The following is a 14,849-nucleotide window of genomic DNA, read 5'->3' as shown; positions in this document are numbered from 1 at the left end:
ACATTTATATTCCCTAATGAGAAAGATCATTCATAAGAAATATTAGATGACTCATTTCTACGTTCAAATCTCAGATGGAAGGTGACAGTGATGGAACATGGCAAATCCACAAAAAAGTGGCCGGCCGTTGGTCCGGGGTTAATTGTCGCAGCAACGGGCGTCGGAGCCGGTGATCTAGTTGCTGCCTTAGTTGCCGGTACAAATTTTGGACTTGTCTTTTTATGGGCAATCATTATCGGGGCTATTTTAAAATTTGCCTTAAATGAGGGTGTTGGCCGATATCATTTGCTGACTGGAAAAACTATTTTAGAAGGCTGGCATTCTATGGGATTATGGGCAACAAGCTATTTTGGCGTTTATTCGGTTATTTGGGGATTTGTTTATGGAGCGGCTGCGACTTCATCTTGTGCATTGGCTCTGTCTGCATTATTTCCTGTCTTGCCTTTATGGGTATGGGCGGTTATAAGCGGTTTGTTAGGTTTTTTATTAACATGGATGGGGCAATATAAGCTATTTGAAAAAGTTATGAATCTTTTAATTCTACTTATGTTTATTTCGGTTGTCGGCTCAGCTGTTATTGTTCTGCCGGAACTTTCTGATATCATGGACACTGCTGTTCCGGCGTTGCCGAAAGGGTCACTGCTTTACGCACTCGGATTAATTGGGGGAGTTGGCGGATCCATTACCATGGCGTCTTATGGCTATTGGCTGCAGGAAAACAATTGGAAGGATCGATCCTATCTCCGCTACGTTAGATTTGACTCCATGATTGCCTATATTACTACAGCAGTTTTTACAATTTCTTTATTAATTTTAGGGGCTGCATTACTATATGGAACGAATACAAACATTAACGGTGAGCAAGGTCTCGTATCATTTGCTACCATTTTAGGAAACGAGCTGTCCCCAACTGTACGCATCTTATTTCTCATCGGTTTTTGGTCAGCTTCCTTTACATCAGTATTAGGTGTTTGGAATGGCGTCTCTTATTTATTTGCTGATTTTGTCTATACTGTTAAAAAACATGATGTGAATAAAGAACAATTAAGTAAGACAAAAGCTTATAAATTTTTTGTTTTTTGGTTAACATTCCCGCCAATGCTCTTGCATTTTATAGGAAAACCTGTGAGCCTCATTATTTTGTATGGTGCCCTTGGTGCGCTATTTATGCCCTTTCTGGCGCTGACCCTTATCTATTTGCTTAATAGTAAAAAGCATCTTCCTCATAAGGAAGATCGAAATAAATGGTTTTTCAACGTACTTTTGAGTTTAAATATTGTTTTATTTTTCATTTTATCGATCAATGAACTAGTCAACCTATTTCGTTAAGCGGCTTCAAATAAAAGGCAGTCTAGCTTTTGTGTTAATTCACCATATACTACTATTTCAAAAAGAAGACGACAAAAGCATTTTGTGGTCTTCTTTTTGATTTCAAAATTTTGCTTTTCTCGGATAGCGCCATATTTTATTTTGCTTCATCCAGTATTCCTTTGAACCAGAAAACAGTGAAGAACCTACTTACTAGGTTGTAGGTAAAAGTTCTATATCAAGGTCAAAGATAAACATTTGCCTAGATATCGCTTTAAGAAATGCAAAATGGCTTTATTGTCATAAACGGTAAGGACAGGGCATAAACTTGTACAAAATTGCAAAAGGATGATGGATGATGAATCGTCGAGCAAAAGAAATAAAAAAACGAATAGCAAAGCGTAAACGAAAAAGAATGAACAGCATGCTTTCGAGCAGTTCAAGCAGCAGTGATGATACATCTGTTCCATTTATCAATCAAATCACACAAGAAAACGTGCAAGTTGACGCGGACTCCCCTCTTTATGTAGAGGCAGAAGGAAGTAAAAATTTTCATCCATTGTTTCGTTCGGACGTTTTTATAACAAAATTGCTAATCTCTGCCTGCATCGTCCTGATGATCGGTATTATTTTTAAAAATGACCGGGCAGAATTTCTGAAAGCTAGAGATTTCGTCAGCCATGTGATGGAAAAGGAGTTTAACTTTGCATATGTTTCCAAATGGTACGAAGAGCAATTTGGGAATCCATTAGCGTTTTTGAAAAAACAATCGAAAGAGGAAAGTGGATCTAAAGAAAGCCAATATGCGGTTCCGGCATCAGGAAAGGTGCTTCAGAGCTTTAAAGATACCGGGCAAGGCGTGATGATCGAAACAAATAATAAAACGGTAGAGGCCATGAATGAAGGAATTGTTATTGAAGCTGGAAAGAAGGAGGATACTGGTCTGACTGTGGTGATTCAACATGCTGATGGAATAGAAACCTGGTATGGGAACCTGGAAGAGCTAAATGTAGCGCTGTATGACTTTGTCGAAACGGGAAAACCTGTAGGCAAAGTAAAGCAAGGCCAAAACCAGCACGGAACATACTATTTTGCCATAAAAAAGGGCGACACATTTATTGACCCGAGTCAGGTGATCTCATTTGAATAAATATTTTTCCTTATTGTCGAAAATACATATTCATCCTATCTTTTGGGTGTTGATTGCAATCGGAGCAATGACAGCGCAATTTAAAGCTCTTTGCATCCTTTTCTCAATAGTTTTTATTCATGAAATGGGGCATGCTGTTTGCGCCAGTTTTTTTTCATGGAGGATCAAGTCCATTCAGCTTCTTCCTTTTGGCGGTGCAGTGGAAATGGAGGAGCATGGAAATCGTCCCTTGAAAGAAGATCTGTTTGTTGTTATATCTGGACCGATTCAGCATTTATGGATGCAAATAGCTGCATGGATTTTTTGGGAAGCGAATTTCATAAACGACTCTACATATGAAATGTTTATTTTTTTTAATATGTCTATTTTCCTTTTTAATCTTCTTCCCATTTGGCCCCTTGATGGAGGAAAGCTTCTTTTTATTTTGCTGAGCAAACAAAAACCTTTTTCAGTTGCTCATAAGGAAATGCTTCGCATATCTGCAGTTGTTTTTTCATGTTTGTTCCTTTTTTTGCTTTTTTTCAACCCTACTCTTTTAAGCGGGTGGATTATCGCAGCCTTTATCGTCCACTCCATTTATACGGAATATAAACAAAGACAGTTTGTATATATTCGCTTCTTGATGGAAAGGTATTATGGAAATCATCAAGCGTTCACAGTGTTAAAGCCGATCATTGTTGATCGCGATGATTTGATTTACCACGTGCTGCTGAAATTTCAGCGGGGTTGCAAGCACCCTATTATTGTGGAGGACGATGGAAAAAAACTTTTTCAGCTTGATGAAAATGAGCTGCTGCACAGTTTTTTTTCGGAAAAAAAGACGGACAGAAAAATGGGCGATTTACAGTACGTTTATTGACGCCTGCAGGAAAACATGATATTGAAATAGGAAACAATACATGAAAAGAGGTTGTTGGGTTGCGGCAATTAATTATAAATAAAAAAACGGATGATGAACGCATTGCATTGTTGGAAAACGGACGACTGGCGGAAGTATGGATAAAAGAAAAAAACACGATTGTCGGCAACATTTATAAAGGAAAAGTAACAAAAGTCCTTCCTGGTATGGAGGCTGTTTTTGTTGATTTAGGTCAGGGAAGAAACGGCTATCTTCACCGGAATGACATTATGTCATATTTTGAGACGTCCCGAACGAATGAGGCATTAAAAAATAAAAATGTCCGACATTTTATTTCTCAAGGTGAAGAGGTAATCGTTCAAGTTGTAAAAGAATCAGGAGAATTTAAAGGCCCTAAAGTCACAATGAATATTGAATTGCGATCCCCTTTTTTTGTATATCAGCCCTTTGGCCGCTCGGTAGCAATTTCCAAAAAAATTATTTCCCAGGAAGAAAGAAAAAGATTGCAGCTTCTCGGGGAAACGTTATGCTCAAACAAAGGGGGCATCGTTTTCCGAACTGCTGCTGAAAGAGCGGATGACCAAACAATAAAAAAATGGTTCGATGACATGCTGAGCAGTTTTGAACAACAGCTGAAAAGCAAAAAAGTGCCAAGCTTATTATTCGGTTCAGAAAGTTTTGTAGAGCAAATTATCGCTGAAATTTCACCGCATGTATTGGATGAAATTGTCATTGATGACATAAGCACTGTAAAAGAATTGAAAAAAAATTACGGAGAATTGTTCCCATTTTCCATTAATTTTTATTCCGAAAACGAAAATATTTTTTCTTATTATGCAATCGAACATGAAATCGAAAAGGCGCTGAAAAAAATTGTTTGGTTAAAAAACGGCGCGTTTATCGTAATTGAAGAAACGGAAGCAATGATTGTCATTGATGTTAATACAGGGAAATTTTCGGGGAAAAATACGTACCGAGATACGGTTTTAAAAACCAATGAGGAGGCGGCAAAAGAAATTGCCCGGCAGTTAAGATTAAGAAATTTGAGCGGAATCATTTTGATCGATTTTATTGATATGGAGAAGGAAGATCGAAGCCGGATTTTGAGATTGTTTCAAAAAGAATTGGAAAAAGACCGCATTTTCACAAAAGTCATCGGTTTTACCGAATTAAATATATTGCAATTAACAAGGAAAAAAACTCGAAAATCTCTTTCCGAGCTTTTGCTCGAACCATGTCCAGCATGCGGCGGAACAGGAAGAAAAAGGACGGTTGAAAGCATTGCTTTTGAACTTGAAAGAACCCTTCTTGAACATGCTGGATCAGATGACGAAGCCGTCCTTGTAGAAGCGGCCCCAGAAGTTTGCGATTTTTTTACATGTGGATATGAGCAACATTTAAAAAAGCTTGAAGAACTAATAGGCATGAAGATTTTCTTCAGTCCTTCCGATCATGTAAAAGGATTCGAAATTCGCCAATGGGGAACAGAAGAGGAAGTGTCTTTACGGATCTCCAAAATGTATTGACATATACATTCATATTTTGTTAAGATCAATTTGTTATTGTTTTTTGTAGCACCCGTGCTACAACCGCTCAGTTTGGGTTTGAAGCTCGGTTATCCGACACCCTAATCTGGCGAGTCTTAGTTAAATAGGAGGTGCAGAATATGTACGCAATCATTGAAACTGGCGGGAAACAAGTGAAAGTTGAAGAGGGTCAAGCCATTTATGTGGAAAAATTAGACGCTCAAGAAGGTGAAACAGTTACTTTTGACAAGGTGCTTTTCGTTGGAGGAGACAACGTAAAGGTAGGTAACCCGCTGGTAGAAGGAGCTACGGTTACGGCAAAAGTTGAAAAGCATGGCCGAGGTAAGAAAATTATCGTTTTTAAATATAAACCGAAAAAAAATTACCGTAGAAAACAAGGTCATCGCCAACCGTACACAAAAGTTGTCATTGAAAAAATTAATGCATAATAAAGGCTGTTTCATATGATACATGTGACCATCCATCGTTCGAAAGAAGGATTCATCCGGTCGTTTACAATGAAAGGGCATGCGGACTTCGCAGAGCACGGGAAGGACATCGTATGTGCAGGCGCTTCAGCTGTTTCTTTTGGAGCAGTAAATGCGATCAAAGCTTTAGCCAATGTCGATATGAATGTTGAACAATCGGAAGAAGGCGGATTTTTGCACGTACAGGTTCCTGATCAAGTTGACACGGATTCATTTGAAAAAATCCAATTATTGCTTGAAGGAATGCTTGTTTCATTACAAACGATCGAGCGAGGGTATGGAAAGTTTATTCGAATCGTTACAAAAAAAGATTAGGAGGTGGCACTCATGTTAAAATTGGATCTTCAATTTTTCGCATCGAAAAAAGGAGTTGGGTCCACGAAAAACGGACGTGATTCCATCGCAAAACGATTAGGTGCAAAACGTGCGGACGGCCAATTTGTTACAGGCGGCTCCATTCTTTATCGTCAAAGAGGTACAAAAGTTTATCCTGGTTTGAATGTTGGCCGCGGCGGGGATGATACGCTTTATGCGAAAGTAGACGGCATCGTCCGTTTTGAACGATATGGACGCGACAAGAAAAAAGTCAGCGTGTATCCGATAGCAAAAGAAGCATAAGCAAACACTTGAAAAACTCTAGCCTTTTTGGTTAGAGTTTTCTTTTTCGGTGTTTTTTTAATGGAAAGTTGATATAATTTTTGTACATGTTTAAAAAGATAGCTTGATGGGAGTGGAACCATGGCTGATCAAAGAGAGAGATGGAGTATTGTTGACGCATTAAGCCACTCCAGACATGATTGGATGAATAAATTGCAATTAATTAAAGGCCATTTATCATTAAAAAAATACGATCGGGTGAAGGAAATTATTGATGAAATTGTCGTGGAAGCAAAGCAAGAATCAAAACTTTGCAATTTAAACATGCCCAGTTTTGCAGAGCTGCTTTTAACATATAACTGGAAAGGACACCTTCTCATTTTGGATTATGAAGTGCTAGGGGAAGCGATGGATTGTTCTGGTCTAGATGAGGAAATGTTCCATTTTACAACAGATCTTTTTCAAATCCTTAATCAAAATATTGATAAAAAACAAGAAAATCATATAACCGTAACATTAGAACTCTTTAAAACAGAAAACAATGTCCGGTTCTTTTATGATTTTAATGGTATACTAACGGATGATAAGACTCTTTTAACATTTTTAGAGCAGTACCAATCAGATGCAATCACCATTCAACAAATACATTTTGATACATATGAATTTACATTGATGGTCAGTAAGTCGTGATGAAACAATGAAAGGAGGCTGAAGCTCAATGTTTGTCGATCAAGTGAAGGTATATGTGAAGGGCGGAGATGGCGGGAACGGCATGGTTGCTTTCCGCCGTGAAAAATATGTTCCGAAAGGAGGCCCTGCAGGGGGAGACGGCGGAAAGGGCGGAGATGTGATTTTTGAAGTGGATGAAGGTCTTCGGACGTTAATGGATTTTCGCTATAAAAAACATTTTAAAGCTCCAAAAGGCGAAAACGGGATGTCTAAAAATCAGCACGGGAAAAATGCCGACCCCCTTGTTGTGAAAGTTCCTCCCGGTACTGTTGTAATAGATGATGATACAAAAGAAGTGATCGCAGATTTAACCGAGCACGGGCAAAGAAGCGTGATTGCCAAAGGAGGACGGGGCGGCAGAGGAAACACCCGATTTGCCTCGCCAACGAATCCGGCGCCCGAAATATGCGAAAAAGGAGAGCCGGGCGAAGAACGATATGTAACATTGGAATTAAAGCTTTTGGCTGATGTCGGGCTTGTCGGATTTCCGAGCGTTGGGAAGTCCACTCTTTTATCAGTTGTATCAAGTGCTAAACCAAAAATCGCTGCCTACCATTTTACAACGATAGTGCCGAATTTAGGTGTTGTTGAGACCGAAGACGGACGCAGTTTTGTGATGGCAGATTTACCGGGTCTTATTGAAGGCGCTCATCAAGGAGTAGGTCTTGGACATCAATTTTTGCGTCATATTGAAAGAACAAGAGTCATCGTTCATGTCATTGATATGTCCGCAATGGAAGGCCGTGATCCGTATGAGGATTACCTGACGATCAATGAAGAATTAAAACAATATAATTTAAGGCTGACGGAGCGGCCGCAAATTGTTGTCGCCAACAAAATGGATATGCCAAATGCTGCTGAAAATCTTTCACAATTTAAAAGAAAGCTGCAAGACAAAAATGTCAGCATTTTTCCAATATCAGCCGTTACACGCCAAGGAATTCGCGAGCTGTTATTTGCTATTGCCGATTTATTGGAAAAAACGCCGGAATTCCCTCTTTACTTTGACGAAACGGAAACATCTGCTCCGAATCGTGTCGTGTATACATTAAAGGATGAAAAGCCGAGCTTTACCATCAGCCGTGACAGCGATGGAGCGTTTATTTTATCAGGTGAAAAGGTTGAAAAGCTGTTTAAAATGACCGATTTTTCAAGAGACGAATCCGTTCGCCGTTTTGCAAGACAGCTTCGCAAAATGGGGGTAGACGACGCATTAAGAGAGCGCGGTGCAAAAGATGGGGATACAGTAAGGCTGCTGGAATTTGAATTTGAATTCATTGAATAAAACATTTTGCACATAAAATCTGTGTCCTTCATGCTTCATCGCATATGGGTGGGAAAGGAGACGGTAGATGAAAGACGAAATTTTTTATTTGGTAAGGGAAGATGTGCTGCCGGAAGCAATGAAAAAAACGCTCGAAGTGAAAAAGCTTCTTGAACGAGGCAAAGTCTCGTCCGTTCAAGAAGCAGTGCAGCTCGTTGACTTGAGCCGAAGTGCGTTTTATAAATACAGAGACGCGGTTTTTCCTTTTCATACTGTTGTCAAAGAAAAAATCATTACGTTGTTTTTCCATTTAGAAGATCGTTCCGGAACGCTGTCGCATTTGCTTAAAGTTGTGGCTGAAGCAGGCTGCAATGTGCTGACAATTCACCAAACCATTCCGATTCAAGGGAGAGCCAATGTGACTTTATCATTAAACACGAACGGAATGAAAGAAGATATGAACGTTTTATTATTAAAATTGCGGAAGCTAGAATTTGTAGAAAAGGTCGAACTATTAAGTTCAGGTGCATAGAATTAGGAAGGAAGATATACAGATGAAAATCAGCTATTTGGGACCGAAAGCAACATTTACTCATTTGGCCGTCTCAAAATTTTTTGAAAACGATGTAAAACTAGTCCCTTACCGAACGATTCCACATGTCATGGATGCAGTCGTCAAGCAAGAAACAAACATTGCCGTTGTTCCGCTTGAAAACGCGCTTGAGGGGTCGGTCAATCTTACAATTGATTATTTAATTCATGAAAATACACTGCATATTGTCGGTGAAATTGTTGTTCCAATCAAGCAGCATTTAATGGTTCATCCTTGCAGGAAGGATGATTGGAAAAAAATCGAAAAAGTATTTTCTCATTCACATGCTATTGCACAATGCCATAAATTTTTACATGAGCATATGCCGGATGTTTCGATCGAATATGCCACATCGACAGGAGCCGCTGCAGAATATATCCATCAACATCCGGAAGAAAATATGGCTGTCATTGCCAATGAGTTGGCGGCAAAAGAGTATGATTTAGCTATTGTGAAATATAATATTCACGATTATGATTACAACCATACACGATTTGTTATTTTACATCCGGATCAAGATTTTCAAATAGAAAATAACCACCATAATAAAGTCGGTGAAAAGACGACATTAGTTGTAACGTTGCCGACAGACCATGTAGGCGCCCTGCATCAAGTATTGTCTGCATTTGCATGGAGAAAACTGAATTTATCAAAAATTGAATCTCGTCCAATGAAAACGGGATTAGGAGATTACTTGTTTATTATAGATATAGAATCAAAAATGGATGATGTTTTAATACCCGGGGCAATCCAAGAACTGGAGGCTTTAGGCTGCGGCGTCAAGATTCTCGGAAGCTTTCCGGCTTATAAACTATAAAAAAAGCCGAGCATCCATTGCAGGATGCCTGGCTTGATTAATCAATGATCGTCACGAATTAAAAATCCTGCTTGATCAAGAGCTGCACAAACTTCATTTAAAGTTTTTTCATTGTCGGCAAGAATGGTGTGCAAATGAATGCCGTTCGTTAATTCCGACAAATAAGAGGCGTTTGTTGTTTCGATTTTTTTTATGAACTCATCTACTTCTTTTCGATTGCTTACCATAATCGATGCGGTCAAGTCCCCATACACTGGATGTTCAACGATTACATCTTTTACGGTCGCTCCGTAATCAACAATAATGTTCAATTCCTCCTTTGTTTTTTCCGGAGCGTGCTTGCAGGCAATAAGACGTTTCGCTTTTTTTGCCTCATTCGTTCTTTCTTTTAAATACATATATCCCTGACTTGTGGCTAAAATCGGTTCTCCGAGTGCTTTTAAAAGAGAAATATCTTGAACGATGACTTGACGGCTGACATTCGTCCGTGAGGCCAATTCCCCTCCCGTGATCGGCCGATTTTCATTTTTCAACCATTCGAGAATCACTTCCCTCCGCTTGTCCCCTAATATTTTTTCCATAAACACCAACCTTTCAAAACTCTTATCGAACGATGGATAGAATCGCATTGATAAGCTCATCGACTTCCGAGATTGTATTTGTAATTCCAAAGGAAATACGAATAAATTGATGAGCGGAATCTTTGTCAAAGCCGATTGAAAGAAGGGTTTTAGAAGGATGACTATTTCCAGCTTGACAGGCGCTTCCAGTTGAGACCGCAAATCCTTTTCGGTTCAATTCGAGCATTACAAATTGACCTTCTAAACTGTTTGTGACAACACCAACAATATTTGGGAGAACCTCTTTTTTCGTTTCATTGACAATCGTTATCGTGGGCAGCTGTGTCTTTAATTGGCTGATCAAATGCTGCTTGAGCTTGATGAAATGGTTAAAATGCTTCTCTCTTTGATTATAAAACTCATTTGCGGCAGTGACAAAGGAAAAAATGCCTGGAACGTTGACAGTGCCTGGACGAAATCCGTCCTCATGTGTTGTTCCGGGAATCACTGGCGACCAGCTTGCTGCTGGATGAATATACACTGCTCCTACGCCCTTTGGACCGTAAATTTTATGTGAAGAAAATGTATAAGCATCAGCATTCATCTCATCGACGGGAATCAACAGTTTTCCAAACGTTTGCACACAATCGGTATGAAAGTATATTTTCCTCTTTTTTAAAAACAAGCCAATTTCCTTTATATTTTGAATTGTTCCGATTTCGGAATTGCCGTGCTGGATGGTGACAAGGGCCGTATCTTCACGGATTTCTTCTTCAAGATGCTCCATTAAAATATTTCCATTTTGATCATGCTTTAAAAATGTAATGTCATATCCTTTCGCACGCAATAAAGACAAATAATGGTCAATGGATGCATGTTCAAGTGAAGAAGCAATAATATGCTTTTTGTTTGGCGTGCTATTTAATAATGATTGGATGGCCAGTATGTTGCCTTCAGAACCGCCGCTAGTAAAATAAACACCGTTTGGATCTCCTCCTAATAACGCTGCAAATGCTTTCCTTGACGCTGTCAATAGTTCATACGCTTTGCCGCCGATATCATGCAGACTGCTTGAGTTTCCGTAAGCAAATTTTGCCGCTTCGGTGTATGAAGCAATCGCTTTTTCACTCATGGGGGTCGTTGCTGCAAAATCAAAGTATATCAATTGTTTTCGCCCCTCTCTATTCAAGCCTTAAAAATTTTGTGAAAAATTCCTCTTGTCAATATTGTATTTTTGTGTAAATATATGTGTCAAGACATGTGTAAATTTATAAGGGGGGTTGTTGATGACCCATTATGATGTCATCATCGTCGGAAGCGGTATTGCCGCATTAACGGTTGCAAGCGAATTATGTGAAAAAATGAACATATTAATGATTACAAAAACGATGAAAACTAGTTCTAATTCTCATTTGGCTCAAGGTGGAATTGCATGTGCCATACATGAAAATGATCATAGCTGCCTTCATTATGAAGATACATTATATGCTGGGCGCTACCACAATAAAAAGGAAGCAGTTGAGCTGCTCGTGCAAGAAGGAAAGGAAATTATTTCATCCCTTATGGATGAGGGCTTTCCATTTGACAAGGACGAGCAAGGAAATGTGGATTTAGGAAATGAAGGGGCGCACTCCTTTCGCCGCATTCTCCATGCAGGAGGAGATGCGACGGGAAGGAAAATGGTAGAGCATTTTTTGAAAAAAATAACAAACCGGATAACAATCAATGAATATCAGTTTGTTTGTGATGTCGTTGTAAAGGACGGAAGGGCAGTTGGCATTATTACCAAAACAGCAGATGAAAATATACATGTCTATACAGCCTCCCATATTATTTTGGCAACCGGCGGCTGCGGTCAAGCTTATGAATGGACATCCAATCATCCGAACGCAACGGGAGACGGACTTGCCATTGCTTTTCGGGCTGGATGCAGGCTGATCGATATGGAGTTTACACAGTTTCATCCAACAATGCTTTATATAAACGGGACATGCAGAGGATTGATTTCTGAAGCGGTCAGGGGAGAAGGCGCTGTATTGATTGATGAAACGGGGCAAAGATTTATGAGCGAAATTCACCCATTAGGTGATTTGGCTCCTCGAGATGTTGTTGCCCGTGCAATTTATCGTAAATATCGGGATGGACATCAAGTGTATTTGGATATTTCAGAAATTCAATTTTTTTCCGAACGTTTCCCGACGATTGCTGAGATGTGTCGGCAAAATCGGGTAAATTTGAGCGAGAAGAAAATTCCTGTAGTGCCTGGCATGCATTTTTTAATGGGCGGAATTGAAACCGATTTAGTCGGCAGAACGAATATCGATCGGCTTTATGCTGTAGGCGAATTGGCGTGTACCGGTGTCCACGGGGCAAATCGTCTAGCATCAAATTCTCTTTTAGAAGGTCTTGTATTCGGAAAAAGGATTGCAAAATTTATACTGGATCAGCGGCTGTCTTCACAGGAGAGTTTTGGGGATTTCCATTGGAACGAACATGAAAAAACAGAGGTTCCAGAAAAAGGAGAAATACGCAAAATATTGACAAAATGGGTTGGAATCGAACGGACGCATGGAGAACTGGCATGGGCTGTTTCATGGCTGAAGCGATATGTCAAATATTTTCCATTAAATGCTATAAGTTATTCAATTGAAGAAATCGAACGGATTAACATGATCACAGCCGGATATTTAATAGCTAAAGGAGCTCTTTTACGAAAGGAAAGCCGCGGCGGCCATTTCAGGATCGATTATCCAGGGGAAAAACCTGAATGGCTGGAAAAACGAATTGTACAAACAAACGAGCAAAGGATAGGGGCGGTTGAAACATGAATCAAATAAAACTCGAGCAGGCATTGAAGCAATTTTTTATGGAAGACATAGGAGACAATGATTTGTCCAGCGATGCGATTTTCTCAGAAAACGACCGAGGATCGGGCGTCATAAAAGCAAAACAAAGCGGAGTTTTTTGTGGAGAAAACGTGGTGAAAACCGCTTTTTCGATGTTAAACCCCAACCTTGAAGTTCACATGTTTGTAAAAGATGGACATGAGCTGACAGCGGGGGAAGAGATTGCCGTCATAAAAGGTTCTATTCGTTCCATCTTACAAGGAGAGCGCGTAGTGTTAAATCTGCTGCAGCGAATGAGCGGGATCGCAACTTTGACAAAACAAGCGGTGCTGACGTTAAATTCAACGCATACAAAAATTTGTGATACAAGAAAAACAACACCTGGTCTGAGAATGTTTGAAAAGTATGCTGTCCGCATAGGGGGAGGATATAATCACAGATTTGGTTTATATGACGGGGTGATGATTAAAGACAACCATATTGCCTTTTGCGGTTCGATTACAAAAGCAGTTGAAAGGGCAAGAAATCGAGTCGGTCACATGGTGAAAATTGAGGTGGAGGTTGAAACGGAAGAGCAATTGAAAGAAGCAATTTCAGTACATCCCGATATTATCATGTTTGACAATTGCCCGCCTGAACAAGTGAAAAAATTTGTTGATATGACTCCGCCTGACATTATTACAGAAGCTTCAGGCGGAATTACGTTAAAAAATTTAGCGGATTACAAAGATACAAATGTTGATTTCATATCGCTTGGGTTTATTACCCATTCAGCACCTTCAATAGACATTAGTTTATCTTTTTCGGGGAGGAATGAGCTATGAATCTTTTTGAATTGTTGGATGCTTCAAAAACAGAAATGATGCCTGAAGATTATAAACATCGATCTGTGGAAGAATTGGAAAACCGTGTGATAGAAATCAAAAAGAAATTCGGAACAAGACTGATGATCCCAGGTCATCATTATCAAAAAGACGAAGTGATCCAATTTGCAGATGTAACAGGAGATTCGTTAAAGCTGGCACAAATAGCGCAAGAAACAAAAGATGCCGAATATATTGTCTTTTGTGGTGTTCATTTTATGGCAGAAACAGCAGACATGCTGACATCGCCTTATCAAAAGGTGATTCTTCCGGATATGAGAGCTGGCTGTTCGATGGCAGATATGGCAAATATCAAACAAACAGAAGCCGCTTGGAGCAAGCTGCAAGAGCTTTTTGACGACACGATTTTGCCATTAACATATGTCAATTCATCAGCAGAGATTAAAGCTTTTGTCGGTAAAAATGGCGGAGCAACGGTAACCTCCTCAAATGCTGAAACGATGCTGGCTTGGGCGCTGAAGCAAAAAAGGAGAATTTTGTTTTTACCTGATCAGCACTTAGGGAGAAATACTGCCTTTAAACTAGGTATTCCCCTTAATAAGATGGCTGTCTGGGATCCGATTGAACAAAAGCTGCATTATGATGGAACAAGGGAAGATGTCGCCATCATCTTATGGAAAGGCCATTGCTCAGTGCATGAGAAATTTACAGTAAAAAATATTGAACATATTCGCAGCAAATATCCCGATATGAAAATTATTGTTCATCCTGAATGTACATTTGAGGTTGTTCAGATGGCCGATTATTCGGGATCCACGAAATATATTATTGATACGATTCAAAACTCCCCGAAAGGAAGCAAGTGGGCAATCGGAACAGAAATGAATCTAGTGAATCGGTTAATACAAAATAATCCCGACAAAGAGATCGTTTCTTTAAATCCATATATGTGTCCGTGTTTAACAATGAATCGAATTGATCTGCCCCACTTAGTTTGGGCGCTGGAATCAATCGATAAAGGAAAAATAATTAATCAAATCATTGTGGATGAATCAATTAAAGAGTATGCAGTTCTTGCATTAAATCGCATGCTGGATCATAGCTCATAAAAAGGAAAAATATTGCAATTTCCCATATGCATACGGGATAGCAAAAGTACGAAGAACAATTTGAATGCCTGGGGCCCCTCCCCGGGTATTTTTATTTTTGTATTTTTGCAGCATAAATCAGCAGCTGTGTACTGATATCGATATCAATTGGCTTTTAAAAAAGAGGATCGTTTTTCTTAG

General features: G+C 39.5%; 16 protein-coding genes and 1 other annotated feature. Of the genes, 14 read left to right on the top strand and 2 right to left on the bottom strand.

Annotation, left to right across the window (positions count from 1 at the left end; all coding sequences use genetic code 11):
- Positions 1-90: 90 nt before the first annotated feature.
- The 11 genes from NSU19_RS13930 (at position 91) to pheA (ending at position 9,330) form a co-directional block, all read left to right on the top strand.
- Positions 91-1,329, top strand: a complete 1,239-nt coding sequence (locus NSU19_RS13930; RefSeq protein ID WP_339196949.1) for an Nramp family divalent metal transporter — start codon at positions 91-93, stop codon at positions 1,327-1,329.
- A 334-nt stretch (positions 1,330-1,663) separates the two neighbouring features.
- Positions 1,664-2,458, top strand: coding sequence for a M23 family metallopeptidase (locus tag NSU19_RS13925; protein WP_339196946.1), 795 nt, complete (start codon positions 1,664-1,666; stop codon positions 2,456-2,458).
- On the top strand, positions 2,451-3,317 hold the full coding sequence (locus NSU19_RS13920) for a M50 family metallopeptidase (protein WP_339196944.1): 867 nt from the start codon (positions 2,451-2,453) through the stop codon (positions 3,315-3,317). The genes NSU19_RS13925 and NSU19_RS13920 overlap by 8 nt, the downstream gene beginning before the upstream one ends.
- A 59-nt stretch (positions 3,318-3,376) precedes the next feature.
- Positions 3,377-4,843, top strand: a complete 1,467-nt coding sequence (locus NSU19_RS13915; RefSeq protein ID WP_339196943.1) for an Rne/Rng family ribonuclease — start codon at positions 3,377-3,379, stop codon at positions 4,841-4,843.
- A 51-nt stretch (positions 4,844-4,894) separates the two neighbouring features.
- Positions 4,895-4,970, top strand: a sequence feature (ribosomal protein L21 leader region).
- 13 nt (positions 4,971-4,983) lie between these two features.
- Positions 4,984-5,292, top strand: coding sequence for a 50S ribosomal protein L21 (rplU, locus tag NSU19_RS13910; RefSeq protein ID WP_063387953.1), 309 nt, complete (start codon positions 4,984-4,986; stop codon positions 5,290-5,292).
- Positions 5,293-5,307: 15 nt separating this feature from the next.
- The gene (locus NSU19_RS13905) at positions 5,308-5,646 is read left to right on the top strand and encodes a ribosomal-processing cysteine protease Prp (RefSeq protein ID WP_063387954.1); all 339 of its coding nucleotides are present in this window, start codon (positions 5,308-5,310) and stop codon (positions 5,644-5,646) included.
- Positions 5,647-5,658: 12 nt separating this feature from the next.
- The gene (rpmA, locus tag NSU19_RS13900) at positions 5,659-5,949 is read left to right on the top strand and encodes a 50S ribosomal protein L27 (RefSeq protein ID WP_063387955.1); all 291 of its coding nucleotides are present in this window, start codon (positions 5,659-5,661) and stop codon (positions 5,947-5,949) included.
- Positions 5,950-6,069: 120 nt separating this feature from the next.
- The gene (locus NSU19_RS13895; RefSeq protein ID WP_066249564.1) at positions 6,070-6,618 is read left to right on the top strand and encodes a Spo0B C-terminal domain-containing protein; all 549 of its coding nucleotides are present in this window, start codon (positions 6,070-6,072) and stop codon (positions 6,616-6,618) included.
- 28 nt (positions 6,619-6,646) lie between these two features.
- Positions 6,647-7,942 (top strand): GTPase ObgE, encoded by a 1,296-nt coding sequence (obgE, locus tag NSU19_RS13890; RefSeq protein WP_327856489.1) that lies wholly within the window; start codon positions 6,647-6,649, stop codon positions 7,940-7,942.
- A 67-nt stretch (positions 7,943-8,009) separates the two neighbouring features.
- On the top strand, positions 8,010-8,453 hold the full coding sequence (locus NSU19_RS13885; RefSeq protein WP_063387958.1) for an ACT domain-containing protein: 444 nt from the start codon (positions 8,010-8,012) through the stop codon (positions 8,451-8,453).
- A gap of 22 nt (positions 8,454-8,475) precedes the next feature.
- A complete protein-coding gene (gene pheA / locus NSU19_RS13880; protein WP_063387959.1) occupies positions 8,476-9,330 on the top strand; it encodes a prephenate dehydratase in 855 nt (284 codons plus the stop codon).
- Between the two features lie 41 nt (positions 9,331-9,371).
- Here pheA and NSU19_RS13875 read toward each other — a convergent pair whose 3' ends face one another.
- A complete protein-coding gene (locus NSU19_RS13875) occupies positions 9,372-9,911 on the bottom strand; it encodes a transcription repressor NadR (RefSeq protein ID WP_063387960.1) in 540 nt (179 codons plus the stop codon).
- 22 nt (positions 9,912-9,933) lie between these two features.
- On the bottom strand, positions 9,934-11,022 hold the full coding sequence (locus NSU19_RS13870) for an IscS subfamily cysteine desulfurase (protein WP_063388165.1): 1,089 nt from the start codon (positions 11,020-11,022) through the stop codon (positions 9,934-9,936).
- A gap of 154 nt (positions 11,023-11,176) precedes the next feature.
- On the opposite strand from NSU19_RS13870, the gene nadB reads away from it, so the two are divergent.
- From nadB to nadA, 3 genes are read left to right on the top strand one after another with little or no spacing between them, the layout of a single operon-like run.
- Positions 11,177-12,718 (top strand): L-aspartate oxidase, encoded by a 1,542-nt coding sequence (gene nadB / locus NSU19_RS13865; RefSeq protein WP_144597696.1) that lies wholly within the window; start codon positions 11,177-11,179, stop codon positions 12,716-12,718.
- Complete coding sequence (nadC, locus tag NSU19_RS13860; protein WP_339196940.1) at positions 12,715-13,560, top strand: carboxylating nicotinate-nucleotide diphosphorylase; 846 nt, start codon at positions 12,715-12,717, stop codon at positions 13,558-13,560. Before nadB ends, nadC begins: the two co-directional genes overlap by 4 nt.
- Positions 13,557-14,669 carry a quinolinate synthase NadA gene (gene nadA, locus NSU19_RS13855; RefSeq protein WP_339196937.1) on the top strand — a complete coding sequence of 371 codons (1,113 nt, stop codon included), beginning with the start codon at positions 13,557-13,559 and terminating at the stop codon, positions 14,667-14,669. Before nadC ends, nadA begins: the two co-directional genes overlap by 4 nt.
- The last annotated feature ends 180 nt before the right edge of the window (positions 14,670-14,849 follow it).

Origin of the sequence: Aeribacillus sp. FSL k6-2211 (genome assembly GCF_037966125.1) — a bacterium.
Classification (GTDB): domain Bacteria; phylum Bacillota; class Bacilli; order Bacillales; family Aeribacillaceae; genus Aeribacillus; species Aeribacillus composti.
Note: the sequence above shows the minus strand (reverse complement) of the source record. Positions and strands in the feature narration are given on the sequence as shown.